Origin of the sequence: Kribbella jejuensis (assembly GCF_006715085.1) — a bacterium.
GTDB classification, from domain to species: domain Bacteria; phylum Actinomycetota; class Actinomycetes; order Propionibacteriales; family Kribbellaceae; genus Kribbella; species Kribbella jejuensis.
This window is the reverse complement of sequence record NZ_VFMM01000001.1, coordinates 681,457-705,676: the sequence shown is the minus strand read 5'-3', so window position 1 is coordinate 705,676 and position 24,220 is coordinate 681,457. Positions and strand designations below refer to the sequence as shown.

Annotated in this window: 26 protein-coding genes; 14 read left to right on the top strand and 12 right to left on the bottom strand. The window is 70.2% G+C overall.

What is annotated here, in order from left to right; all coding sequences use genetic code 11:
• Window positions 1-93: 93 nt before the first annotated feature.
• On the bottom strand, window positions 94-1,209 hold the full coding sequence (locus FB475_RS03350; protein WP_141852430.1) for an ROK family transcriptional regulator: 1,116 nt from the start codon (window positions 1,207-1,209) through the stop codon (window positions 94-96).
• Window positions 1,210-1,284: 75 nt separating this feature from the next.
• On the opposite strand from FB475_RS03350, the gene FB475_RS03345 reads away from it, so the two are divergent.
• Both FB475_RS03345 and FB475_RS03340 read left to right on the top strand, forming a co-directional pair.
• Window positions 1,285-2,388 carry a Gfo/Idh/MocA family protein gene (locus tag FB475_RS03345; RefSeq protein WP_141852428.1) on the top strand — a complete coding sequence of 368 codons (1,104 nt, stop codon included), beginning with the start codon at window positions 1,285-1,287 and terminating at the stop codon, window positions 2,386-2,388.
• 11 nt (window positions 2,389-2,399) lie between these two features.
• Complete coding sequence (locus tag FB475_RS03340) at window positions 2,400-3,407, top strand: sugar phosphate isomerase/epimerase family protein (protein WP_141852426.1); 1,008 nt, start codon at window positions 2,400-2,402, stop codon at window positions 3,405-3,407.
• A gap of 1 nt (window position 3,408) precedes the next feature.
• Here FB475_RS03340 and FB475_RS03335 read toward each other — a convergent pair whose 3' ends face one another.
• On the bottom strand, window positions 3,409-4,569 hold the full coding sequence (locus FB475_RS03335) for a CynX/NimT family MFS transporter (protein WP_141852424.1): 1,161 nt from the start codon (window positions 4,567-4,569) through the stop codon (window positions 3,409-3,411).
• Window positions 4,570-4,646: 77 nt separating this feature from the next.
• Here FB475_RS03335 and FB475_RS03330 point away from each other — a divergent pair, with 77 nt between their 5' ends.
• Window positions 4,647-5,324: a FadR/GntR family transcriptional regulator gene (locus tag FB475_RS03330; RefSeq protein WP_185759045.1), complete on the top strand. Its 678-nt coding sequence runs from the start codon at window positions 4,647-4,649 to the stop codon at window positions 5,322-5,324.
• On the opposite strand, the gene FB475_RS03325 is transcribed toward FB475_RS03330, so the two are convergent.
• The gene (locus tag FB475_RS03325) at window positions 5,279-5,815 is read right to left on the bottom strand and encodes a GNAT family N-acetyltransferase (protein ID WP_141852420.1); all 537 of its coding nucleotides are present in this window, start codon (window positions 5,813-5,815) and stop codon (window positions 5,279-5,281) included. The two genes, FB475_RS03330 and FB475_RS03325, sit on opposite strands and share 46 nt — an antisense overlap.
• A complete protein-coding gene (locus FB475_RS03320) occupies window positions 5,812-6,978 on the bottom strand; it encodes an MFS transporter (RefSeq protein WP_141852418.1) in 1,167 nt (388 codons plus the stop codon). Before FB475_RS03320 ends, FB475_RS03325 begins: the two co-directional genes overlap by 4 nt.
• Window positions 6,979-7,030: 52 nt before the next feature.
• On the opposite strand from FB475_RS03320, the gene FB475_RS03315 reads away from it, so the two are divergent.
• Window positions 7,031-7,792 carry a DeoR/GlpR family DNA-binding transcription regulator gene (locus FB475_RS03315; protein ID WP_141852416.1) on the top strand — a complete coding sequence of 254 codons (762 nt, stop codon included), beginning with the start codon at window positions 7,031-7,033 and terminating at the stop codon, window positions 7,790-7,792.
• The gene (locus FB475_RS03310; protein ID WP_141852414.1) at window positions 7,789-8,955 is read left to right on the top strand and encodes an MFS transporter; all 1,167 of its coding nucleotides are present in this window, start codon (window positions 7,789-7,791) and stop codon (window positions 8,953-8,955) included. Before FB475_RS03315 ends, FB475_RS03310 begins: the two co-directional genes overlap by 4 nt.
• Here FB475_RS03310 and FB475_RS03305 read toward each other — a convergent pair.
• On the bottom strand, window positions 8,942-10,045 hold the full coding sequence (locus FB475_RS03305) for a trans-sulfuration enzyme family protein (protein ID WP_141852405.1): 1,104 nt from the start codon (window positions 10,043-10,045) through the stop codon (window positions 8,942-8,944). The two genes, FB475_RS03310 and FB475_RS03305, sit on opposite strands and share 14 nt — an antisense overlap.
• A 452-nt stretch (window positions 10,046-10,497) precedes the next feature.
• Window positions 10,498-11,097, bottom strand: coding sequence for a TetR/AcrR family transcriptional regulator (locus tag FB475_RS03300; RefSeq protein WP_141852401.1), 600 nt, complete (start codon window positions 11,095-11,097; stop codon window positions 10,498-10,500).
• A gap of 99 nt (window positions 11,098-11,196) precedes the next feature.
• On the opposite strand from FB475_RS03300, the gene FB475_RS03295 reads away from it, so the two are divergent.
• Both FB475_RS03295 and FB475_RS03290 read left to right on the top strand, forming a co-directional pair.
• The gene (locus FB475_RS03295) at window positions 11,197-12,402 is read left to right on the top strand and encodes a cytochrome P450 (protein ID WP_141852399.1); all 1,206 of its coding nucleotides are present in this window, start codon (window positions 11,197-11,199) and stop codon (window positions 12,400-12,402) included.
• Between the two features lie 58 nt (window positions 12,403-12,460).
• Window positions 12,461-13,591, top strand: a complete 1,131-nt coding sequence (locus FB475_RS03290; RefSeq protein ID WP_141852397.1) for a D-alanine--D-alanine ligase family protein — start codon at window positions 12,461-12,463, stop codon at window positions 13,589-13,591.
• A gap of 1 nt (window position 13,592) precedes the next feature.
• Here FB475_RS03290 and FB475_RS03285 read toward each other — a convergent pair whose 3' ends face one another.
• Window positions 13,593-14,792, bottom strand: a complete 1,200-nt coding sequence (locus FB475_RS03285) for an RNA polymerase sigma factor (RefSeq protein WP_141852395.1) — start codon at window positions 14,790-14,792, stop codon at window positions 13,593-13,595.
• Window positions 14,793-14,795: 3 nt separating this feature from the next.
• The gene (locus FB475_RS03280; protein WP_141852393.1) at window positions 14,796-15,212 is read right to left on the bottom strand and encodes a YciI family protein; all 417 of its coding nucleotides are present in this window, start codon (window positions 15,210-15,212) and stop codon (window positions 14,796-14,798) included.
• Between the two features lie 512 nt (window positions 15,213-15,724).
• Between FB475_RS03280 and FB475_RS03275 the strand changes: the two genes are divergently transcribed.
• Window positions 15,725-16,423 (top strand): ice-binding family protein, encoded by a 699-nt coding sequence (locus tag FB475_RS03275; protein WP_141852391.1) that lies wholly within the window; start codon window positions 15,725-15,727, stop codon window positions 16,421-16,423.
• Between the two features lie 18 nt (window positions 16,424-16,441).
• Here FB475_RS03275 and FB475_RS36625 read toward each other — a convergent pair whose 3' ends face one another.
• Complete coding sequence (locus tag FB475_RS36625) at window positions 16,442-16,921, bottom strand: hypothetical protein (RefSeq protein WP_185759043.1); 480 nt, start codon at window positions 16,919-16,921, stop codon at window positions 16,442-16,444.
• Window positions 16,922-17,323: 402 nt separating this feature from the next.
• Here FB475_RS36625 and FB475_RS36620 point away from each other — a divergent pair, with 402 nt between their 5' ends.
• Complete coding sequence (locus FB475_RS36620; protein ID WP_185759041.1) at window positions 17,324-17,770, top strand: class F sortase; 447 nt, start codon at window positions 17,324-17,326, stop codon at window positions 17,768-17,770.
• A gap of 40 nt (window positions 17,771-17,810) precedes the next feature.
• On the opposite strand, the gene FB475_RS03260 is transcribed toward FB475_RS36620, so the two are convergent.
• Both FB475_RS03260 and FB475_RS03255 read right to left on the bottom strand, forming a co-directional pair.
• A complete protein-coding gene (locus FB475_RS03260; protein WP_141852387.1) occupies window positions 17,811-18,308 on the bottom strand; it encodes a DUF3515 domain-containing protein in 498 nt (165 codons plus the stop codon).
• 37 nt (window positions 18,309-18,345) lie between these two features.
• Window positions 18,346-18,582: an Lrp/AsnC family transcriptional regulator gene (locus FB475_RS03255; RefSeq protein WP_170990044.1), complete on the bottom strand. Its 237-nt coding sequence runs from the start codon at window positions 18,580-18,582 to the stop codon at window positions 18,346-18,348.
• 124 nt (window positions 18,583-18,706) lie between these two features.
• On the opposite strand from FB475_RS03255, the gene FB475_RS03250 reads away from it, so the two are divergent.
• The 3 genes from FB475_RS03250 to FB475_RS03240 are packed head-to-tail and all read left to right on the top strand — an operon-like array spanning window position 18,707 to window position 21,103.
• Window positions 18,707-19,669 carry a thiamine-phosphate kinase gene (locus FB475_RS03250; protein WP_141852385.1) on the top strand — a complete coding sequence of 321 codons (963 nt, stop codon included), beginning with the start codon at window positions 18,707-18,709 and terminating at the stop codon, window positions 19,667-19,669.
• Between the two features lies 1 nt (window position 19,670).
• Window positions 19,671-20,477 (top strand): bifunctional hydroxymethylpyrimidine kinase/phosphomethylpyrimidine kinase, encoded by an 807-nt coding sequence (thiD, locus tag FB475_RS03245; protein ID WP_141852383.1) that lies wholly within the window; start codon window positions 19,671-19,673, stop codon window positions 20,475-20,477.
• Window positions 20,474-21,103 carry a DinB family protein gene (locus FB475_RS03240; RefSeq protein WP_141852381.1) on the top strand — a complete coding sequence of 210 codons (630 nt, stop codon included), beginning with the start codon at window positions 20,474-20,476 and terminating at the stop codon, window positions 21,101-21,103. The genes thiD and FB475_RS03240 overlap by 4 nt, the downstream gene beginning before the upstream one ends.
• On the opposite strand, the gene FB475_RS03235 is transcribed toward FB475_RS03240, so the two are convergent.
• On the bottom strand, window positions 21,100-22,257 hold the full coding sequence (locus FB475_RS03235; protein ID WP_141852379.1) for an ROK family transcriptional regulator: 1,158 nt from the start codon (window positions 22,255-22,257) through the stop codon (window positions 21,100-21,102). The two genes, FB475_RS03240 and FB475_RS03235, sit on opposite strands and share 4 nt — an antisense overlap.
• A 47-nt stretch (window positions 22,258-22,304) precedes the next feature.
• On the opposite strand from FB475_RS03235, the gene FB475_RS03230 reads away from it, so the two are divergent.
• Together FB475_RS03230 and FB475_RS03225 are read left to right on the top strand one after the other, a co-directional pair.
• Window positions 22,305-22,925, top strand: a complete 621-nt coding sequence (locus FB475_RS03230; RefSeq protein WP_141852377.1) for an HAD-IA family hydrolase — start codon at window positions 22,305-22,307, stop codon at window positions 22,923-22,925.
• The gene (locus FB475_RS03225; RefSeq protein ID WP_185759039.1) at window positions 22,922-24,199 is read left to right on the top strand and encodes an MFS transporter; all 1,278 of its coding nucleotides are present in this window, start codon (window positions 22,922-22,924) and stop codon (window positions 24,197-24,199) included. Before FB475_RS03230 ends, FB475_RS03225 begins: the two co-directional genes overlap by 4 nt.
• Window positions 24,200-24,220: the final 21 nt, after the last annotated feature.

Below are 24,220 nucleotides of genomic sequence, written 5' to 3'. Positions count from 1 at the left end.
TGGCCTGGCGGTCCGCACCTCGCGCGAGCCAGCTGAGGGCGAGTGGCTGGTTCGGCTAGGCGAGGGCTCGGTGAGGGCGAGTGGTTCGTTCGGCTAGGTGAGGGCTCCGGTGAGGACGAGTGTGGCGGCGCCGAGGAGGGCGGCGTCGGGGCCGGTGCGGGACGGGACGACGTGGAGGTGGGTTGTGGCTAGGGGCAACGATCTGGCGTAGACGGTTTCGCGGAGGCCGGCCAGGAGGCTGTCGCCGGCTTGGGCGAGTGAGCCGCCGACGACGATGACCGACGGGTTCAGGAGGCTGACGGCGGCCGCGAGGACGGTGCCGATCTCGCGGCCGGCCTGGCGGATCGCGGTGGTGGCGTCGGTGTTGCCGGCGCGGACCAGTTCGACGATGTCCTGGCTGGTCTCGACGCCGAGCTTGGAGGCCAGCGCAGCGGCGGACGCGATCGCCTCGAGGCAACCGGTGTTCCCGCAGCGGCAGAGCTCGGTGTGGCCGGGCGCCTGGATGTGCCCGATGTCTCCGGCCGCCCCACGCGCCCCGCGGTGCAGCCGGCCGCCGCTGATCACGCCCGCGCCGATGCCGGTGGCAACCTTCACGAACAGCAGGTGCTCGACGTCCGGGTACGCCGTGGCGTGTTCGCCGAGCGCCATGATGTTCACGTCGTTGTCGACCAGTACCGGCCCGGGCAAGCGGGTGTGCAACCGGCCGACCACGTCGTACGAATCCCAGCCCGGCATGATCGGCGGATGGTTCGGCCGCCCCGTGCTGTGCTCGACCGGCCCGGGCAACCCGACTCCGGTCCCCGCCAGATCCGCCACCGACCGTCCCGCCGCATGCAGCAACGCCTCGCCCTCCTCGGCAACAGCGTCGAGCACGACCTCAGGCCCTTCCGCGATCGCCAGCGGCGTCGTCGACCGGTCCAGAATTGTCCCGGTCAGATCCGTGAGGGCAACGGACAAATGCGTCGCGCCGACATCGGCAGCCAGCACGAGCCGCGCCGTCGGATTGAACCGGAACCGCGCCGGCGGCCGTCCACCGGTCGATGCCGCCTCACCCGACGGTACGACGAGGCCCGCCGCGAGCAACGTCTCGATCCGCCCGGTCACCGTCGACCGCGCCAGCCCGCTGAGCTCGATCAACTCGGCGCGCGTCCGCGGCTGCCCGTCCCGGAGCAACCGCAGCACCGGGTCCGCCGTACCGAGATCGCTCATCTACCGGACTTTCGTCGTACTGGTCGTGGACTTTTGCTTGACAGGGTTCAAAAGGGTCCCATAGCGTCCTTCGACGTGTCCACCAATGCGCGCAAGCTGAAGGTCGGGATCGTCGGCGGCGGGTTCATGGGTCAGGTCCACGGCCGGGCCGCGCTGGTGTCCGGCGCGACCGTGGTGGGAGCCGTCGGATCGTCGCCCGCCCGGGCGGAGGCCGCGGCCGAGGCGACCGGTGCGGAGCGCGGGTTCGGTACCCTGGACGAGCTGCTCGCCGCGGACGTCGACGTCGTCCACGTCTGTACGCCGAACAACACGCACCGGGACGTGACGCTCAAGGCGCTCGACGCCGGGAAGCACGTGGTCTGCGAGAAGCCGCTCGCGACGTCGGTGGAGGACGCGATCGGCCTGCAGACCGCGGCGTACGAGGCGCAACTGGTCGGCGCGGTGCCGTTCGTGTACCGGTACCACCCGATGGTCCGCGAGCTGCGCGCCCGGATCGCCGCGGGCGACGCCGGCGTGATCACCAGCCTGCACGGCTCGTACCTGCAGGACTGGCTGGCCGGCGCCGACGACCAGAACTGGCGCGTCGACGACACCACCGGCGGCCCGTCGCGGACGTTCGCGGACATCGGCTCGCACTGGTGCGACCTGACCGAGTTCGTCACCGGCGACCGGATCGCTGCGATCAGCGCCCAGCTCCGGACGGTACGGGCGCAGCGCGGCGGCGTCGAGGTGAAGACCGAGGATCTGGCCACCGCGCAGTTCCGGACCGAGGCCGGCGTGGTCGGCACGATCGTGGTCAGCCAGGTCGCCGCCGGCCGGAAGAACCGGCTGTACCTCGAGGTGTCCGGTACCGAGTCGAGCTTCGGCTTCGACCAGGAGGACCCGGACCGGCTGTGGGTCGGCCATGTCGACGCGTCGCAGGTCCTGACCCGCGACCCCGGCACGCTCAGCCCGGACGCGCTGCGGGTGAACCGGCTGCCGGCCGGCCACGCGCAGGGCTACCAGGACGCGTTCGACTCGTTCGTCGCCGACAGCTACGCCGCCGTGCTGGGGGACCGCCCGGACGGCCTGCCCGATTTCGCCGCCGGAGCACGCTCGGCCCGTGTGGTCGACGCCGTACTGCGGTCCGCCGCCAACGACTCTGCTTGGATCCCCGTAGACCACGCCGTCGACAACTAGGAGCGCGTCAGATGCCTCGTCCGATCACTCTCTTCACCGGCCAGTGGGCCGACCTGCCGTTCGAAGAGGTCTGCCAGTTCGCGTCCGAGGCCGGGTACGACGGCGTCGAGATCGCCTGCTCCGGTGACCACTTCGACGTCCAGCAGGCGGTCGACGACGACTCGTACGTCCAGGGCCGCAAGGACATCCTGGCGAAGTACAACCTGCAGGTCTTCGCGATCTCCAACCACCTGGTGGGGCAGGCGGTCTGCGACGACCCGATCGACTTCCGGCACCAGGCGATCGTGCCGTCCCGGGTCTGGGGCGACGGCGACGCCGAGGGCGTCCGGCAGCGCGCCGCGGAGGACCTGAAGAACACCGCGCGGGCGGCGGCGAAGCTCGGCGTGAAGACGGTCATCGGCTTCACCGGCTCGTCGATCTGGCAGTACGTCGCGATGTTCCCGCCGGTACCGGCCGATCGGATCCAGGCCGGGTACCAGGACTTCGCGGACCGCTGGAACCCGATCCTCGACGTGTTCGACGAGGTGGGTGTCCGGTTCGCGCACGAGGTGCACCCGTCGGAGATCGCGTACGACTACTGGACCACCACGTTCGCGCTCGAGGCGATCGGCCACCGCGAGGCGTTCGGGCTGAACTGGGACCCGTCGCACATGGTCTGGCAGGACATCGACCCGGTCGCGTTCCTGTGGGACTTCAAGGACCGGATCTACCACGTGGACTGCAAGGACACCAAGATGCGGGTCGGCGGCGGCCGTAACGGCCGGCTCGGTTCGCACCTGCCGTGGGCGGACCCGCGGCGCGGCTGGGACTTCTACTCCACCGGTCACGGCGACGTGAACTGGGAGGACTGCTTCCGGGTGCTGAACTCGATCGGCTACGACGGCCCGATCTCGGTCGAGTGGGAGGACGCCGGCATGGACCGCAAGGTCGGCGCCGCGGAGGCGGTCAACGTGATCCGCAAGCTCGCCTTCGACAAGCCCGAAGCCGCTTTCGACGCAGCCTTCGCAACGGACAAGTAGTTCAGCGGTCGTCGCGTCCTGCGACGAATCCGAGTGTGACCTGGGTGGCTGCGAGTACGGCGAACACGACGAGTGTCGTACTCCAGCCGCCGGTCACCTGCGTCAGGTAGCCCGCGACGACCGGGCCGGCGGCGGCCAGCGTGTACCCGACCGCCTGCGCCATCCCGGACAGCTGCGTGGTCTCGTGGTGGCCGCGGCCGCGCAGGCTGATCAGCGAGAGCGCGGCGACCAGCCCGGCGCCCTGGCCAAGCCCGCCGACGACCGCCCAGACGATCGCCAGCTGCGGTGCCAGCAGCAGGCCGAGCAGTGCGACGAGAATCGGCGTACTCGCCGTCATCAGACCGGCCCGCTGGTTGGTCGGGTGTTTCAGCAGGAACGGGATGCTCAGGCCGCCGATCAGGCCGAAGACCTGGAAGACGAACAGATGCACACCGGTGGCGCGCTCGGAGACGCCGCCGGTGGAGATCTCGATCGTCGGCAGCCAGTTCACGAACAGGTAGAAGCTGGTCGACTGCAGTCCCATGAACGCGGTCACCAGCCAGGCCATCGGCTGTCGCCACACGCTCACCGACGGAGTCTCGTCGTCCGTCGAAGCGGCCGGCATCGGCTCCGGGGACAGCGTCCGCGGCAGCCAGATCACCGCCACCAGGAGAGCGAGACCGCCCCAGACCGCGAGTGACAGCCGCCAGTCGACCGCGTCGGCGATCGGTACGGCGAGGATCGAGGCGATCGCGGCGCCGCCGGTGATGAAGGCGGTGTAGATGCCGGTCGCCCGGGACACGTTGCCGGCGTAGTCGCGCTTGAGGATCACCGGTACCAGCACGTTGCCGACAGCAATCGCGCCGCCGACCAGAACGGTACCGATCCAGAGACCGGCGTGGCCGGTGTACGGGCGGAGCGCGCTGCTGATCGCCAGCACCAGAAGCGAGACGAACACGGCCCGCTCCATCCCGAACCGCCGGGACGCCAGGTGGACGAGGGGAGAGGCGACCGCGAACGCGAGCAGCGGCAGCGTGCCGAGCAGACCCTGCGCCGCCTCACCGAGTTGGAGCGCGTCGCCGATCCGCGGCAGCACCGGCCCGACCGCGGTCAGCGCCGGGCGCAGGCTCAGCGCGACCACGAAGGCGGTCGCTGTGATCAGCGCCGACCGGTCTCTGGCCATGGGTTCGGTCAGCACTGCCACAACACACCCCTCGTCAACCGCCTGTGTAGATGTCCGACATTTATATACTGTACGGCATGGCGTCTTTGGTGCGGCAGGTGCCGCTCGTGCTGCAGGTGTCCGAGCAGTTCCGGGCGCGGATCGAGTCCGGGGACTGGCCGCGTGGGGCGCGCATCCCGGGCGAGCACCAGCTCGCGACCGAGCTCGGCGTCAGCCGCGGTACGGTCCGCGAGGCGCTGCGCTCGCTGAGCCTGACGGGCCTGCTGGAGCCACGCGTCGGCGACGGTACGTACGTCCGCGCGACCAACGAGATCAGCGGCGTACTGGTCCGCGACGAGCTGTCGGCGTCGCTGACGCACGTCCTCGACGCCCGCGCCGGGATCGAGGCGGCGGCCGCCCGGCTGGCCGCGCGGGACCCGGATCCGGAGAGCCTGGCGGCCCTGGAGCAGGTGCTCGTCGCACGCGGCGAGGCGCTCGCGGCCGGGGACCTGGACGCGTTCGTTGCCGTCGACACCGACTTCCACCGCCGGGTCGTGGTCGCCAGCGGGAACCCGTTGCTCCTGCGGCTCTACGACGCGCTCGCCGAGGTGATGACCGAGTCGATCCACCAGACCGCGACGATCCCGGAGGACCAACGGCTCGGGGACGCGCATGTCGAGGTACTGGAGGCGATCCGCGCCGCCGATCCCGAGGCGGCGAGTCAGGCCTCCTATGCGCTGATCGAGACGGTCAAGCTGACCGGGTCCGGCCAGTAGTAGCGGAAACAGGCCGGCGTCCCGGTCAGGCGGTGGGGCTCGCCGCCGGGTGGCGGGACGTCCTTGCGGTCGCCGCGAATTCCGCCGCGGGCTTCGTAGAACGCCTGTGCGGCCGTGTTCTGCTCGAGCACCCAGAGGTAGAGACCGGTTCGGACGTCCTTGGCGGCGTGGGCGAGGAGCTGGGTGCCGAGTCCTTGCCGCTCGCGGACGGCACGTACGTGCAGGTTGTCGACCAGAGCGCCGTACTTCGGGTCCGCGTCGTACACCACATGCGCGAGGCCGATGAGTTGCCCGTCCTCCTCCGCGACCGTCGTACGCGTGCCCTCCCGGTTCGCCAGGCGCTGCGTCCACATCGCGGTGAGGTACGCCGGCGACTCGTCGTCGAGGAACGCGTCGGCGTACGCGCCCCGGTAGTGCCGCCGCCAGCTGTCGCCGTGCAGTTCTGCGACCGCGGCCGCGTCCTGCGGTCCGGCTGTCCGAAAGTGCGTCACGGTTGCGCTCCAGCTTCTGTCTTGGTTGCGAGTACGCGCGCGAAGATCGCCAGCCCGGCCGCGAGCGCCGTGACCACGATGAACGAGATCGTCAGGCTGCTCGCCTGCGCGATGCCGCCGATGATCGACGGCGCGACCAGGCCGGACGCGTACGTGATCGTGGCGACGCCGGCGATCGCCTGGCTGGCGTTGGCGCCGGTGTGGCCGGCCGCGGCAAAGGCGAGCGGTACGACGACCGCGATCCCGATCCCGATCAGCCCGAAGCCGATCATCGCGACGATCGCGTCCGGCGAGACCACCACGAGCAGACCGCCGAGCGTCGCGATCAGGCCGCTGGCCCGGACCGTCGGGACGACGCCGAACCGGTCGATGACCGCGTCGCCGGTGATCCGGGCGATCGCCATCGTCACCGCGAACCCGGTGGTCGCACCGGCGGCGACCCCGGCCGAGCTGTCCAGGACGTCGCGCAGGTACACCGCGGACCAGTCGAGGCTCGCGCCTTCGGCGAACACCGCGCAGAAGCCGACCGCGCCGATCAGCAACGCCGACCTCGGCGGCAGCGTGAACCGGGCCGGCGGCTCCTCGTCCTCCTCGGGGTGCACGTTCAGCACGAACTGGCAGACGACCGTTCCGATCAGGGTCAGCACCAGGGCGGCGATCGTGTGATGGACCTGCGCGCTCAGTTTCGCGTGCGCCGCGACCGTTCCGACCGCGGACCCGAGCAGCACGCCGGCGCTCCACAGGCCGTGCAGCCCGGACATGATCGACTTCTTCAGCCGGCGTTCCACCTCGACGCCGAGCGCGTTCATCGCGACGTCGGCCATACCCGCCGTACCGCCGTAGATCAGCAGGGCCGCGCACAGGGTCAGCAGGCCGGGCGCGAACGACGGCAGGATCAGGGCGAGCGTCCAGAGTGCGAGCAGCCCACGCAGTGCGTTGCGGGTGCCGAACCGGTGGGTGACCCGGGCCGCGAGCGGCATCATCAACGCGGCCCCGAGCGCCGGGAACGCGAGCGCCAGTCCGAGCTCGCCCGCGGACAGGCCGGAGTGCTCCTGGATCCACGGCACCCGGGTCGCGAACGAGCCGGTGACCGATCCGTGCACGCAGAAGACTGCGGCGACGGCGTACCGGGATCGCTTGACGAGGGTGGTGTCATCGGTCACAAGCGAACACACTATCTGTTTGAACGATCAGGCGGATGGTAGATTTCTGCGCATGAGAAGTGCGGAACGGCACCAAGTGATCGTAGAACGACTCCGTGTCGGCGACCGAGTGTCGGTCCAGGAACTGGTCGAGGCCACTGAGGCCTCCGACATGACGATCCGCCGCGACCTCGACTTCCTCGCCGCGCAGGGCGTGCTGAAGCGGATCCACGGCGGCGCGGTGTCGGCGATGCCGTCGGGTCTCGAGCCGCCGCACTCGCTCCGCGCGCAGGCCGCGGTGGCCGCCAAACAGGCGATCGCACGCGCCGCGGTCGAGCACCTCCACGACGGCGAGACGATCGTCCTCGACAGCGGTACGACGGCGCTCGAGACGGCGAAGCTCCTGCACGACCGCGCGATGACCGTGATGCCGCTGTCGCTGCATGTCGCACACGAGTTGGCCGACGCGCCGCGGATCCGGCTGCTGATGCCGGGCGGTGAGGCGCGCAAGGGCGAGCTGTCCTTGGTCGGCCCGCTGACCGTCGCCTCGCTGCGGGCGCTGCGCTTCGACGCCGCTGTCCTGAGCCCGTGTGCGTTCAGCCTGGACGCGGGGCTGACCGCGTTCGACCTGGGTGACGCGGAGGTCAAGCAGGAGGCGATGAACGTCGCCACCCGCACCATCGTGCTCGCCGACGGCGCGAAGTGGGACCGCGCCGCACTCGCCTACGTCTGCCCGGCCGTCCGCCCGGACCTGATCATCACCGACGACTCCGCCCCTGAGGACCAACGAATCTTGCTGACCCAACGCGGCGGCCTCGTCGAGGTCGCGTCTTGACCACCGACACACAACTCCCGGCAAGTCCTCCGCGCGCCGCCCGTGTTGCCACCTGGTCGTACTTCGGCCTGAACGGCTTCGCGGTCGGGATGTGGGTGGTGCACATCCCGAGTATCGAGCAGCGGACCGGGATCACCCACAGCACGCTCGGCCTGCTCCTGCTGGTCCTCGGCGGTGCCGCCTTCACCGGTATGCAGGTTGCCGGCCCGCTCGTCGACAAGATCGGCCAACGCCGGCTCGTCCCGGCCGCGGGCATCCTGCTCGGTGTCGCGCTCGCCGGTCCCGGTCTCGCCACGAACTGGTGGACGCTGGGGATCGCGCTGATCTTCGTTGGCTTCGGCAACGGTTCGATCGACGTCGGGATGAACGCGCAGGCGGTCGTGGTCGAGCGCGGGTACCCGCGGCCGATCATGGCCGCGTTCCACGCGATGTGGTCGATCGGTGGCGCGATCGCCGCGGTCGTCGGCGCGGCCACGCTGCGGGCCCACGTACCACCCGAGGTCACGCTCGCGCTGGCCGGGCTGATCTGCATCGTGCTGTCGCTGATCGCCAGCCGATTCTTGCTGGAGGCAACCGAACCGGCGGCCGCGGAGGTTTCGGAGGCGCCGCGGGAGAAGCCGTCGGCCAAGCTGGTCTGGGCGCTCGGCGGACTGGCATTCGGGCTGATGCTGTCCGAGGGTGTTGCCAACGACTGGGCGGCCTTGCACTTCCGCGACATCCTCGGTACGTCGGTGAGTACGGCGGCCTACGCGTACGGCGCGTTCGCGGTGGCGATGACCGTCGGGCGGTTCCTCACCGACCGGGTCGCGGCCGTGGTCGGTCCGGCGGCGATCGTGCGCTGGGGCGCCGCGATGGCAGCGGTCGGCCTGACACTGGTCATCGTCGTACCGTGGGTCCCCGTCGCACTGGCCGGCTGGGCGATCTTCGGCCTCGGCCTCGCGGGCGGCGTACCGCAGCTGTTCACCGCCGCCGGCAACCTCGACCCGCGGTCCTCCGGCGCGCTGATGGCGCGCGTGGTCGGTCTCGGGTACGTCGGACTGCTCGCGGGGCCCGCGCTGATCGGCGGGCTCGCGCACTGGATGCCGCTGAACATCGCGTTCATCCTGCCGGTCGTGCTGTGTGTCCTGACGTTCTTCGGTGGACCGGTGCTCAAGAAGCGTTGAGCGCTTGCTCCAGGTCGTTCCAGAGGTCTTCGGGGTGCTCGATGCCTACCGAGAGCCGGATCAGGTCCTCGGGGATGGTCGGGACCTCCATCGGCCAGCGGCGGCGGCGTTCGAGCAGCGACTCGACGCCGCCGAGACTGGTCGCGTGGACCCAGAGGTTCGTGCTCTCGCAGACCTTCTGCGCCGCGGCCGCGTCGCCGCCGAGCTCGATCGCGAGAATCGCGCCGAAGCCCGACATCTGCGCCTCGGCGCGGGCGTGACCGGGGTCGTCAGGCAGACCTGGGTAGCGGACGCGGCTGACCCGTGGGTGCTCGCGGAGGCGGTCGGCCAGGTAGGCGGCGTTCGACTGGGCGCGGTCGAGGCGGAGCGCGAGCGTCCGCAGGCCGCGGAGGGCGAGCCAGGCGTCCATCGATCCGGGGATCGCTCCGAGGCTGCGGCGGCGTAGTTCGATCGCGGACCACAGGTCGTCGTCGGCGGTGACGACCGCGCCGAGGATCACGTCCGAGTGACCGGCGATGAACTTGGTCGCCGAGTGCATCACCACGTCGGCGCCCAGTCGCAACGGCTGCTGGAGCAGGGGAGTGGCGAACGTGTTATCGACGACAACGGTCGCCCCGGCGTCGTGCGCGGCCGCGGCGAGGACGGGAATGTCGGCGACCTCCATCGCAGGGTTGGTCGGCGACTCGATCCACAGCATGTTGGCATCGGTGAGGTCGACTGACTCGGTGTCGGCGATGTCGGCCCGGACCACGCTGAGCCGGCCGGTTGCTGCCTGCTGGTCGAGCAGCGCGAGTACGCCGGAGTACGCGTGCTGCGGCGCGACCACCCGGCCGCCGATCGGGACCAGGTCGATCACTGCCGCCGCCGCTGCCATCCCGGATGCGAAGCTCACGGCGCGACCGCCTTCGAGCTGACCGAGCGTGTCCTCGAGCGCGCTCCACGCCTCGTTGCCGAACCGCCCGTAGCCGCGATCCCCGCCGGCCACGTACGTCGAACTGAACACCGGCGACGGTCCGACAGGCGCATTCGGCACCCGCTCCGGCCGGCCGGCATGCACGACAACAGTGGACGGGTCGAGCTCAGCAGTCATAGCCGGATTGTCGCTGGCAGCCCCCCGGCCCCCTCCAGCGGGGGCCGGTGCACCGGCCGCTGGGGAGAGGGCTGGTCAGCGGGAGCCGGGGAGTGGGGGCTGGGGAGTGGGGGCTGGGGAGTGGGGGCTGGGGAGTGGGGGCTGGGGAGTGGGGGCTGGGGAGCGGAGCCCGGGGAGCGGGAGCCGGGGAGTGGGGGCTGGGGAGCGGGGGCTGGGGAGCGCGGGCTGGGGAGCGCGGGCTGGGGAGCGGGGGCTGGGGAGCGGGGGCTGGGGAGTGGGGGCTGGGGAGTGGGGGCTGGGGAGTGGGGGCTGGGGAGTGGGGGCTGGGGAGTGGGGGCTGGGGAGCGGGGGCTGGGGAGCGGGGGCTGGGGAGTGGGGGCTGGGGAGTGGGGGCTGGGGAGTGGGGCGGGGGAGTGGGGCGGGGGAGCGGGGACTCCGTCGGCGGGAGGTGGTTAGTGGGAACCGGGGAGGGGGAGGTTGCCGTTCTCCAGGAGGGCGATTGCCTGGTGGGCGAGGTGCCGGGCGTCGACGGCGCCGGGGTGGTCGACCCAGACGCGGACCACGTTCTCGATGATGTTCATGGTGATGCCGGCAGACAGCGAGGCGACGAACTCGACCTGCAGGGGGTCGCCGGTCAGGCGGCGGGTCAGCTCGGCCGCCAGGTCGTTGCGGAAGCGCCAGATCAGCTCGTTCAGGTGGGCGCTCACCGACCCCGCCTGCTCGGCCATGTCGAACACCGCGCGGACACGGTCCGGGTTGCTCTCGAGTTGTTCGAGGACGCGCTCGATCACGGCCCGCAGACCGGCCGGCAATTCCAGCGCGGGCTGCTCGCAGAACCAGGTGACCGCGTCCGCGAGACAGTCGTCGACGAACTCGAGGACGAGCCCTTCCTTGGTCGGGAAGTACCGGTAGAGCGTGCTCGGTCCGACCTCGGCCGCCGCCGCGATCTGCTCGACCGTGGTCCGGCCGAACCCGTGGTCGCTGAACAGCTCGAACGCCTTGTCCGCGATCAGCCGGCGGGTCCGCTCCCGCTTCACCTCGCGCAGTCCCATGGCGGGAAAGGGTACCGCTTGCGACGCGCCGAAGGATGTTTCATATCGGAAGGCTCGGTCATATGGTAGTCACTACCAAAATCTCTGACAGGGGTGCCGATGACCGAGAGCTTTCCCGTCCGCAGGCCGTCCGGCTGCCCGTTCGACCCCGCACCCGAGTACGCCGCCTACCGCCGCTCCGAGGCGCCGGCAAAGGTGTTCACCCCGGCCGGCGTCGACGCGTACGTGATCAGCCGGTACGACGACGTCCGCACCCTGCTCCGGGACAGCCGGCTGAGTTCGCGCCTGGCGCCGTCCGATCACGTCGTGCCGGACGCCGACCTGGACCGGGAGGCGGAATCGGGCTCGATCCTGCAGGTGGACGGTGCGGCGCACAAACGGCTGCGCCGGATGCTCGCGACCGAGTTCGCGGCCAAGCGGCTGGAGGCGATGCGGCCGTGGATCGCGCAGATCGTCGACGATCGGATTGTCGACATGCTTAAGAAGAGCGGACCTGTCGACCTGGTGCAGGAGTTCGCGCTGCCGATCCCGTCGCTGGTGATCTGCGAACTGCTCGGCGTTCCGTACGCGGACCGCGACGAGTTCCAGGAACGCAGCGCGCAGCTCGTTCGGGTCGACGGCTGGACCGAGGAGACCCAGCGCGCCAGTGACGAGCTGAACCAGTACATCGTCGGCCTGGTGCTGGCCAAGCAGGCCGAGCGCACCGACGACCTGCTCTCCCGCCTGATCACCCGCGGCGAGGACCTCGGTACGCCGTTGACGCTCGAGGAACTGGTCACGGTCGGCGTCACGCTGCTGATCGCCGGCCACGAGACGACCGCGAACATGATCGCGTTGAGCACGCTCGCATTGCTCCGCAATCCTGACCAGCTCGCACTGCTCCGGTCCGACCCGTCGAAGGTGCCGGGCGCGGTCGAGGAGCTGCTGCGGTACCTGTCCGTCGTGCATTTCGGACTGTTCCGGCACGTGACCGACGACTTGACCATCGGATCGTCGACGATCCGATCAGGCGACTACCTGATCGCCGCGTTGTCCTCGGCGAACCGGGACGAGACCGTGTTCCCGGACCCGGACCGGCTCGATCTCGAACGGCAGGCCGCGGCCCACGTCGCCTTCGGGTTCGGGCCGCACCAGTGCATCGGCCAGCAGCTCGCGCGGATCGAGCTGCAGGAGGTCTTCACCCGGTTGTTCGCCCGGATCCCGACGCTGCGGCTCGCCGTACCGTTCGAGGAGATCGACTACCGCGAGAACACGCTCGTGTACGGAATGACAGCGTTGCCAGTCACCTGGGACACGCCGATCTGAAGATCTCTTAACCGAACCCCGGTCGGAACCTGATCTCCGGGCCGCTACAGTCGAGCCGGTGAGTGAGTTCTCAGAAAGCCAGCGCAAGCCCCGGATCGCCGTCGTGTTCGGCGGCCGGTCGAGCGAGCACGCCATCTCCTGCGTGACCGCAGCGAACGTCCTACAGGTCATCGACCGGGACAAGTACGACGTGGTCCCGGTCGGGATCAGCACCAGCGGGCACTGGGTGCTGGAGAGCGGAGACCCGGAGCGGCTGTCGATCACCGACGGCAAGCTGCCCGAGGTCGACGTCACCGCGATGCCGGTGCTGTTCGGGGCGAACCGCGAGCTGGTGGTCAGCGAGCCCGACCAGGTCCCGAGCACGCTCGGCGAGGTCGACGTGGTGTTCCCGCTGCTGCACGGCCCGTGGGGCGAGGACGGCACCATCCAGGGCCTGCTCGAGATGTCGGACATCCGGTACGTCGGCTCCGGCGTGCTGGCGAGCGCTGTCGGCATGGACAAGCACTACATGAAGGTCGTCTTCCAGGCAGCCGGCCTCGAGGTCACGCCGTACGTCGTCATTCGCGACCGCGACTGGCGACAGGACCCGGACGGCTGCCGGGCCGCCGTGGACGCGCTCGGCTACCCGGTCTTCGTGAAGCCGTGCCGGGGCGGGTCGAGTCTGGGGATCACCAAGGTGAACAGCCTGGACGAGCTCGACGGCGCGATCGTCGAGGCCCGGGCGCACGACCCGAAGGTGATCGTCGAGGCGTCGGCCAAGAACCCGCGCGAGATCGAGGTCGGGGTGCTCGGCGGGCTGGGCGCGACCTCGCCCGAGGTCAGTGTCTGCGGTGAGGTCGCGGTGTCCGGCGGCGGGCACGACTTCTACGACTTCGAGACCAAGTACCTGCCCGAGGGTGAGGAGTACCTGGCGCTCTCGGTGCCGGCCGACCTCCCGGCGGAGCTGGCCGGCGAGATCCGGGCCAAGGCGTTGGTCGCGTTCGACGCGATCGAGGCCGAGGGTCTCGCCCGCGTCGACTTCTTCGTCGACGCCGACGGCCGCGTGATCATCAACGAGATCAACACGATGCCCGGCTTCACCCCGACGAGCATGTTCCCGCGGCTGTGGGCAGCCTCCGGCAAGGACTACGCGAGCCTCGTCCAGCACCTGATCGACCTGGCGATGACGCGTCCGACCGGCCTCCGCTGAGTCAGAGGTTGTTGGCGCGGGCGTTCAGGTAGCGCTGCTGTGGGAGGCTCGTCGTACGGCGGGCTGCTTCTTCGTACGCCTGACGTGCGGCAGGCTTGTCGCCGGAGAGCTCGAGAAGATGTGCGCGGACGGCGTACAGGCGGTGGTCCTTCACCAGGTGTTCGTCCTGTTCGATCGTCGACAGCAGGGCCAGACCTTCGGCGGGGCCGTGCGCCATCGCGACGGCGACCACGTGGTTGAGAGCGACCATCGGGTTGTCGGTCAGCTGGAGCAGGACCTCGTACAGGGCGACGATCTGTGGCCAGTCGGTCTCCTCGGCGGAGGGGGACTCGTCGTGGACGGCGGCGATCGCGGCCTGCAGTTGGTACGGGCCGACCGGGCCGCGAGGGAGGGTTGCGGTGATCAGCTCGACGCCTTCGCGGATCAGTTCCGGGATCCAGAGCGTGCGGTCCTGTTCCGCCATCGGTACGAGTTCGCCGAGCGGTCCGGTACGCGCAGGCCGCCGGGCGTCGGTGAGCAGCAGCAACGCCAGCAGCCCGGCGACCTCAGGATCGTCCGGTAGTAGCCGGTACAGCATCCGCGCGAGCCGGATCCCTTCGGCGCTCAACTCGACCCGCTGCAGGCTCGGTCCGGACGTACTCGCGTAGCCCTCGTTGAAGATCAGGTACACGACCTTCAGCACCGCGCCCAACCGTTCCTCGCGATCGGCCGGCATCGTGAACCGTGCGCCGCCGGCCTGCAGAGTCGCCTTCGCCCGGGTGATCCGTCGGGTCATGGTCGCCTCGGGCACCAGGAACGCCCGCGCGATTTCGGCCGTGGTCAGACCACCGACCGCCCGCAGCGTCAACGCGATCTGCGAGGCCGGGGACAAGGACGGATGGCAGCACAAGTTCAGCAACACGAGCGTGTCGTCGGTGTCCCCGACCGGCTCACCCTGCGGAGCCCAATGCGCGACCCGGTCCTCACGCCGCTGACGGGCCTGCTCCCGTCGGAGCAGATCCGTCAGCCGCCGCGAAGCCACCGTGATCAACCACGCCCGAGGGCTGTCCGGTACGCCGTCCACCGGCCACTGCTGGGCCGCCGCGAACAAGGCCTCCTGCACGGCATCCTCCGCCGTGTCGAAGTGCCCGAACCGCCGCACCACTGCTCCCAGCACCTGTGGTGCGAGCTCCCGCAACAGCTCCTCGAGCGCAGCGCTCACGGCTCAGCCCACCAGTTCGTCGCGTCCTTCGACGATCGGCCGGATATCCGCGTACGCCGTGGCGCGCACGAACTCGGGCGCCGGCGTGTCCGCCAGCCGCGCCGCGATCTCCGTGGCCCGGTCGAACGACTCGCACTCGACGATCCAGTACCCGGCGAGCACCTCCTGCGTCTCGGCGTACGGCCCGTCGGTCACCACCGCCTGCCCGTCCTTCGACCCGAACCGCCGAGTCAGAACCGGCGCCGCCAGCGCCCGGGTCTCGACCAGCTCACCCGACTCCTGGAGTTCGTTGTTGAACTTCTCCATGAACGCCCCCATCGCCACAAAATCCTCCGCGGCCCACGCAGGCTTACCCGTGTCCTTCCCCGCCATCCCGTCGTAATCCTGCTGCGACGCATACGTCAGGATCATGTACTTCATCATTCTCTCCCGTCACCCGGGCGCCACCGCAGGCGCCGTCACCCGAGACGTCGCCCCCGCGGCCCGCGATCGGACATCATCGGCGGACGAATTGGATCTCACCAGGGAGTATGCCGGTGGGTAGTGCGGCGCAGCGGTCCTTGCAGCGGCAACGGTGGTGCGGCACTAGTTGAATGAAGCAACGACTTCAATTGGTTGCCGGGTAGTCGTATCGGGCTGTTGACACTGCGTCAGCCTGGACTTAACGTCAGCTGTTGTAACGAGCTGTGACTGGTATAGACAGTATCCTCGCAGCTGCCAACGATCGAACGGGACGCCATCAAGGTGGCGGGACGGCGAAAGTCCTGCTTCTCCTGGCGCTCTCCCGATGTCCTGTTACCGGGCCTGGACCCGTCCGGATCGCTCGATGTCGTTCTTGCGACCGCGGATCCTGCTGAAACGAACTGCCCGGACAACAAGTCGTCCTGCCATCGAGCAGACGGCTCAGTGATGGACTGAGGGTGAAACCGATCATGAAACTGCCCACCTCTGCGCCCCCTCTCGGCCGGCTGCGGCTGAGCGGACTGGCGGTCGCCGCGGCGCTCGTCGTGTCAGCCGGCGGTCTGCTGGTCACCGGACGACATGCGCAGGCCGCGGCCGTGGCGGTGCCGCTCGGTACTGCCGAGAGTTTCGTCGTGCTGGCGGGGGCCGGAATCACCAACACCGGACCGACCGTGCTGACCGGTGACATCGGCAGCTTCCCGAACCCCGCGATCACCGGCACCGGAACGATGACGATCACCGGGACGAACCATGCCGGCGACAACGTGACCCAGGAGGCGAAGAAGGATCTGGTCACGGCCTACAACGTCGCCGCCGGGGAAAAACCGCCGACGCCGATCACCGACGACCTGGGCGGGAAGACGCTGACTCAGGGCGTCTACAACTCGGCCTCCTCGATCGGTCTGACCGGTGCGCTGACCCTGGACGCGGAAGGCGACGCGGGGGCGGTCTTCGTCTTCCAGGCAGGCTCCACCCTGAAGACCGCGACGAGCAGCAGCGTGGTGCTGACGAACGGGGCGCAGGCTTGCAACGTGTTCTGGCAGGTGGGCAGCTCGGCGACGATCGGTACAGCCACCCAGTTCCGCGGGACGGTCCTGGCATTGACGTCCATCACCATGGACACCGGTGCCACGGCGGTCGGCCGGATGCTGGCTCGCACGGATCCGTGACGCTGGACACCAACACCCTCACCAAACCGTCCTGCAGCACACCGCCGACCACGCCGCCGACCACGCCGCCGACCACGCCGCCGACCACGCCGCCGACCACGCCGCCGACCACGCCGCCGACCACGCCGCCGACCACGCCGCCGACCACGCCGCCGACCACGCCGCCGACACGCCGCCGACCACGCCGCCGACCACGGCCGCACGCCGGACCACGCCGCCGACCACGCCGCCGACCACGCCGCCGACCACGCCGCCGACCACGCCGCCGACCACGCCGCCGACCACGCCGCCGACCACGCCGCCGACCACGCCGCCGACCACGCCGCCGACCACGCCGCCGACCACGCCGCCGACCACGCCGCCGACCACGCCGCCGACCACGCCGCCGACCACGCCGCCGACCACGCCGCCGACCACGCCGCCGACCACGCCGCCGACCACGCCGCCGACCACGCCGCCGACCACGCCGCCGACCACGCCGCGGCCGCCGCAGGTCACCAGGACACCGGGAGGTGCTGTCGGAACAGGTGATTGGACTGGGCCGTCGATCCTCCTCGTGGAGCCGCCGAGCGTTCCGTGGTTCGACTGGATCGTCGTCGGCACTCCATGAGGACCGGCGCGGCGGTTCTGCTCCTCGCGGCCACCCTCACTGTGGCTGGGTGTACCACTGAGTCGGACACGGGGCGGACTCAGCACGGTACCGACCCGGCCGAGGTCGCACCCGGCGGAGCCGCCGCGCCAACCACCACCGTCATCACGCCCACACCGAGCACACCGGCCACGGGCGCACCGCGACACACCCCTGCGGTAGGCAAGGAGAGCCCAGTACTCCGCACGGAGCCATCCGCCGATCCGTCCCGGCGATCACCCCCCAGCCCGGGACGCGAACAGCCGGCTCCGATGCGGAAGTCCACCCCGATCCGGGTGCGGATCCCCGCGATCGGGGTGGATTCACGTCTGATGCGGCTCGGCATCACCGGCAACGGCGCTCTGCAGGTTCCGCCGAACGGATTTCCGGCCGGCTGGTTCACCGGTGCGCCCACACCTGGTGAGACAGGCCCCGCTGTGATCGCCGGTCATGTTCACTGGTCCGGCCGGCCCGGGGTCTTCGCCCGGCTGGATCGGCTGAAGCCGGGCGACATGATCATGGTGACCCGGCAGGACCGCTCGACCGCGACGTTCCGGGTGAGCCGAACCCGGGAGTACCCGAAGACCAGCTTTCCGAGCGCGGCGGTGTACGGCGACATCGACCACCCCGGACTCCGGCTGATCACCTGCGGTGGGCTCGACTACGTGTCCGACAAGTACGAGGCCAACCTCGTGGTGTTCGCCGACCTGATCGGCTGACGCGCGGGCAATCTGTCCATCGTCCGCCGGGCAGTCGTCGTCAGAGACACGGCGTGACGAGTTTGTCGAACTTCTGGACGGCATCCGACACGTCGGTGAGGGCGTTGGCTTCGGGGGCGTACTTCTTGGGGACTGCTACCTCGAAGTACAAGGTGCGGCCGATGGTGGTGAAGACGTAGCCGTTCTGGACCTGCTTGGCGAACCAGCCGACGCCATTGACCTCGAAGCACTGGGACTGGGCTTCGGCGAGGCCGGCGGGTGGTGTCACGCCGCAGGTCATCTCGATCGGCGGGTCGCCGTACGCCGTGGTGAGTGGACTCTCGGGAGTGGTCTGGCGGCGCTTGGCGTCCAGGACCTTGGCAGGCAGGGCCTTCACCAGGTCGGCGCAGGCGGCCGCCACCCCCGGCCCGGGCGACGGTACGGGCACCGGTGCGGCGCCGGGGCTGCAGCCGGCGGTCACCAGTACGCCGAGTACGCCGAGCACACCGCCCGCGAGCCGGGTCAGGCAGCGGGCGGTGCAGGAGAAGATTTCGGGCATACCGGAAGCAGGCGGGTCCTCGGCCGGTCAGATTCGGTCAGATGTGGACGACGGGACAGGTCAGCGTGCGGGTGATGCCGGGGACGTTCTGGACCCGGGCAACCACCAGTTTGCCCAGCTCGTCGACGTTGCGGGCTTCCGCGCGGACGATCACGTCGTACGGACCGGTGACGTCCTCGGCCAGGGTGACGCCCTGGACCTCGGCGATCTGTGCGGCGACGTCGGCCGCGCGGCCGACCTCGGTCTGGATCAGGATGTAGGCCTGGACCACCACGTCGTTCTCCACTCAGTCGTCCTCAGCTGGCTCCAGCCACAGTACTGCCAGGCGGCCGGGCGTACTCGTTGCCACGTCACGGTACCGCCTAGACTCCCGGTGGGTACATGGGAGGTCTGCTGACGTGACAGAGACGTTGGGGAGCACGGGTGAGTTCGGCCTGATCGCGGCCGTCACCAAGGGGCTGTCCCACAGTGAGGACGTCCTGGTCGGTCCCGGTGACGACGCGGCCGTACTGGCGGTGCCGGACGGGCGGATGGTGATCACGACCGATCTGCTGGTGGAGGGCCGGCACTTCCGCCAGGACTGGTCGTCGGCCTACGACGTGGGCCGCAAGGCCGCCGCCCAGAACCTGGCCGACGTGGCGGCGATGGGTGCGCGCCCGACCGCGCTGGTGGTCGGCTTCGGTGGTCCCGCGGACCTGCCGACCGCCTGGGCACTCGAGCTGAACCAGGGCCTCGTCGACGAGTGCGAGTTGGTCGGCGCGAGCATCGTCGGCGGCGACACGGTGCAGTCGGACAAGATCGTCGTGTCGGTGACCGCGTTCGGTTCGCTCGACGGCCGCCGGCCCGTACTGCGTTCGGGTGCGCGCCCGGGGGACGAGGTCGCGTACGTCGGCCGGCTCGGCTGGGCCGAGGCGGGCTGGGCGGTCCTCGCCCGCGGGTTCCGCTCGCCACGGGCCGTGGTCGAGGCGCATCGCCGTCCACAACCGCCGTACGACGAGGGCCCGAAGGCTGCCGTGCGTGGCGCGTCGTCGTTGTGTGATGTGAGCGACGGGCTGCTGTCCGACCTGGGCCACATCGCGGAGGCGAGCCAGGTGATCATCGACGTCCACACCAAGGCGCTGACCATCCCGGAGCCGTTGCAGGCGGTCGCGGCCGCGACCGGGGTGGATGCGCTGAAGTTCGTGCTGACCGGCGGCGAGGACCACGCGCTGGTCGGGACCTTCGAACCGGCCGACGTACCCGAAGGCTGGACCGTCGTCGGCTCGGTTGCCGAGGGCAACGAGGAACACCCGCCCGGAACCGTGACCGTGGACGGCGCGCCGTATGCTGCCGAGACCGGCCACGCCCACTTCAGGAGTTGAGATGCGCCCGCCCAGAGTTCTGACGATCGCGGGGTCGGATTCCGGTGGTGGCGCCGGGATCCAGGCGGACCTGAAGGCGATGCTCGCGAACGGTGTGCACGGGATGAGCGTGCTGACCGCGATCACCGCCCAGAACAGCCTCGGCGTCCAGGGCGCCTGGGAGCTGCCGGCGGAGCAGGTGCGGGCGCAGTTCCGCAGTGTGGTCGACGACATCGGCGTCGACGCGGTGAAGACTGGCATGCTCGCGTCCGAGTCGATGGTCCGCGTCGTTGCCGAACTGCTGCGGACGCTGCCGGACGGCGTTCCTGTCGTCGTCGACCCGGTGTCGGTGTCGAAGCACGGCGACCCGCTGCTCGCGGCGGACGCGATGGAGGCCGTGCGTTCTGACATCGTCCCGCTGGCCACCGTGCTCACCCCGAACCTCACCGAGCTCGGACCGGTGTCCGGTGTCGAGCAGAGGACAGTGGAGGACCGGGAGCTCGCCGCCAAGGAGCTACTGCATGCAGGCGCGGCCTGGGTGCTCGTGAAGGGCGGCCACGACGAGGGCGATACCTCTGTCGATGTCCTGCACGGCCCTGGAGTACGCCGTGCCTACAGTGCTGCCCGCGCCGACAACAGACACACGCATGGCACCGGTTGCACGCTGGCGAGCACCATCGCGTCGTACGTTGCCCGTGGGTACGACGTACCGGCTGCGGTCGGTGCTGCGAAGGAATACGTGACCGGGGCGATCGAGGCCGGCTTCGCGCTCGGCGACGGGATCGGCCCGGTCGATCATGCCTGGAGATTCAGAGGGAGTGGGTCTTGAGCAAGCAGCAGCCCCCGGTCGACGGGTACTGCGAGCAGTGCGGTTTCAACTACGACACCGGTGACCTGCAGGGCACCGTGACGTTGTTGATCCGGCAGGCCGCCGACTGTGCGATGGCCCTGACCAAGGCCGCTGCCGGTCCGGACGCCAACGTGGTCCGCCTGCGGCCGGAGCCAGAGGTGTGGTCCGCGATCGAGTACGCGTGCCACGTGCGCGACGTACTCGAGGTGCAGCGGCTGCGGATCGCGCAGTGCCTCGCGGAGGACCGGCCGGTGTACGCGCCGATGGACCGGACCGGGCGGGTGAAGCAGGAGAAGTACGAGCACCAGGACCCGATCGAGGTCGCGGCCGCGCTGATGCGGTTCGCCCGCGAGTTCGGGGCGGCGGCCCGGGTGCTGCAGCCGCAGCAGTTGGGCAAGCTCGGCCTGTACAACTATCCGGTCCGCGCGCCGCGTTCGCTTGGGTGGCTCATCCGCCACACGGCCCACGAGATCCAGCATCACCGGCACGACATCACCGAGATCCTGGCCAAGCTGGAGCCGCCGATCGTGCCCAAGCCGAAACCGGAGGTTTCGGACGAGGTTGCTGACGAGGTTGCTGACGAGGTTGCAGAGGTAGCTGACTAGCGCTGGGCGACCCAGGCCGCGATGGCCGGCTCGCTGGTCAGCTGGTCGAGGGCCAAGGCGGCAGCACCCCGCAGCGGCCCGTCCAGCTGATGGGTGGCAGCCAGTACGGGTGGCGGCGAGCCGCGGTGGAACGTCATCAGACCGCTCTCGTACGCTTCCTGGAACGTGTCCTCGGCCGCAGCGCGCAGGGGGATCGCCAACCCGCCGACAGTCACCACATCCGGGTCGTGGGCGTTGACGAGACCTGCGATCCCGTGGCCCAGCGCAGTGACGACCCGAGTGATTGCTGAGCGAGCAGCACGGTCGGTGCGTTGCAGTACTTCCTCCGCGTACGCCACGGGGTCGTCGGGCGTCGGCTGCTTCAGGTGACGAGCCAGGGCGCGGCCGTCGATCTCCAGGTCCCAGCAGCCACGGGCGCCGCACGGACACGGCCGCGAGCGGTCCCCGAACGGGATGTGCCCGTACTCACCACCAGCACCCGAAGCACCCTGCGCCGGTACGCCGTCGATCAGCAGCGTGCCGCCGATGCCTACCTCGACGATCAGGTGTACCGCCGTGCCAGCTCCTGCCGCGGCACCGGTGCGGGCCTCTGCTACGCCGCTGAGCGTCGCGTCGTTGCCGGCCAGCAGTGGTACGTCGACGTCGGCGGTGACCTGTGCCAGGTCGAGCTCGATCCATTCCAGCGTCGGCGCTTGCATGAGGTGGTTGTCGCGGACGGACCCTGGTACGGCGAGACTCACCAGCTGCAGGCGGTCGCCGTACTGCTCTCGTGTCTGCTCCACCGCTCGCCGCAGCGTGTTCAGGACGGCCTGTGCGCGCCGGCTTCGGTGCCGCTTGTATTGCGGGTCCTGCAGCGAACCGTCGAGCGCCACCACAGCACTGCGCCAGCTGCTCTGCCGCAGGTCGAGCGCCAGGACCACGGGGCCTTCAGGGTGTGCCTGTAGAACCGTTGTCGGCCGGCCGCGGCCCTGGCTGGGAGCAGGGGCTTCTGTCAGCAGTTGTACGTCGCGTAGCCGGGCCGTCACCTCGGTGGCCGAGCCCGTGCTCAACCGGAGCGTGCGTGCCACCTCGGCGCGGGTGATCCCCGGCCGACGCGCGACCTGAGTCAGAACGTCCGCGGCCGTCTGCCACTGTCCCCGCCGTACTGGAGTCATCGCAGCCTTCCGTTTATGCTCGGAGGACGAGTTTAATGGGAGGGCCGATGGAGATCCGGGACGTCCGGGCGGTGTTGTTCGATATGGACGGCACGTTGGTGGATTCGGACGCGGTCGTGGACCGGTGCTGGAGTCGATGGGCGATCGAGTACGGCCTGTCGCCGGCCGAGGTGCTCGCGGTTGCGCACGGGAACCCGGCGGCGGCGACGGTCGCGCAGTTCCTGCCTGACGCGTCGGCGGACGAGCGGGCGGCGGCTTGGGCGCGGGTGTATGCGCTCGAGGTCGAGGACGTCGACGGTGTCGTGGCGAAGCCGGGCGCGGTGGAGCTGATCGCCACGCTGGAGCGGATCGGGATGCCGTGGGCGGTGTACACCAGTGCGCCGGCGCAGCTGGCGAAGGTACGGCTGACGGCGGGTGGGATCGCGCCGTCGGTGCTCGTCACCGTTGACGACGTGAGCCGCGGCAAGCCGGACCCGGAGGGGTACCTGCGGGCTGCGGAGCTGCTCGGCGTACCTGTGACCGAGTGTCTGGTGGTCGAGGACACCGTGGTCGGGTTGTCGGCCGGGCGCGCCTCGGGGGCGTTGACCGCCGGGCTGAAGGGTGTGCCGGCCGACATCGAGCTTCCGGACCTGCACCGGCTCGACAGGCTCTTCCAAGGTCTGGAGTGACCGCGCGGGCCCCGGTGGACGCCGGGAGCCGGACGGACGAGATCCGGATCGGGATCGCGCTGTCGGCGATGGGGTTCGTGCTGGCCGGTCTCGGTGCGTGCGTCGCGATCCTCGCACGCGACCTGCACGAGCCGACCAGCCGGTTGGCGTTGTTGTCGTCGGGCTTTGCTGTTGGGCTGATGCTGGTCGCCGTGGTCGGCCCGCGAATGCTGCGACGGTGGGAGATGCCTACGGTGCTCGCGCTGGGCTCTGTCGTATGCGCTGTAGGTGCAGTGCTGATCGCGGTCGCTCCCGCGTACGTCGTCGCGATCGCGGGCGGCCTGCTGGTCGGCCTGGGTGGTGCGCTGCTCGTACTGGTGGCCCCACTCATGCTGAACGGCCCCACCGCCGCCGCCCGCCTCAGCCGCGTCAACGCAGTCGCCAGCGGGGTCGGCATCCTTGCACCGTTGGCAGTCGGCACCCTCGACCGCCTCGGCCCGAGCGGCCGCCTGGCGATGATCGCCGCAGCTCCACCACTGCTGCTCCTCGCGTTCCTCACCCGCAAGCAACACGCTGTGTCAACGGCTGCGCCGTTGACACAGCGTGGGGAGCTGGGGAGCGCCGCACGGCGTGGGGCGGGCTCGGTCGGGCGTCAGGCGGGCTCGGCGTCGTCCTCACAGGAAGCTGTGCCTGTGTTGATCGACTCGGCACCTGCTGTGGGGTTGGCGGGGAAGTGGCGGCGGGTGGGGCGGCGGGTTGTGCTGGATGTGGGCGTGGGATGGCTGCGGGTAGTGCTGGCCGTGGCTGTGGAGTTTTGTTTTGTGGTTTGGGCGGTGGCACGGTTGGTGGCGACCGGACTGCCTACGGCGACGGCGGCTCTGCTCGGAAGTGCGTTCCCGATCGGGATGGCGGTGGGACGGGCGATCGGGCCGATCCGGTTCAAGGAGTGGTCGCCGGTGGTGCCGTCCAGCGTGCTTGCTGCGGCCGGCACGTTGCTGGTGAGTCTGTTCGACGTACCGGCGGTGGTGGCCGCAGGACTGGTGGTGGCGGGGCTCGGCGTGGCACCGCTCTACCCGGTGACCGTGGCGTCGCTGGTCGCGACCCCCGGCATCAGCTCGGCCCGGCTCGCCGCGGTCGGCGCGATGGCCTCCGGTACGGCGATCCTGGTCGCGCCGGCGCTGCTCGCGGTCCTGGCGCGGGTCCTCGACCTGCGGACGGCGTACCTGATCACGCTCCCGCTGCTCGCCGTACTTTCCCTGCTGAGCCGTCGATCCGGTCGTACCTCGTTCGTGTAGAGGGTGAAAGCACCCGCGAAA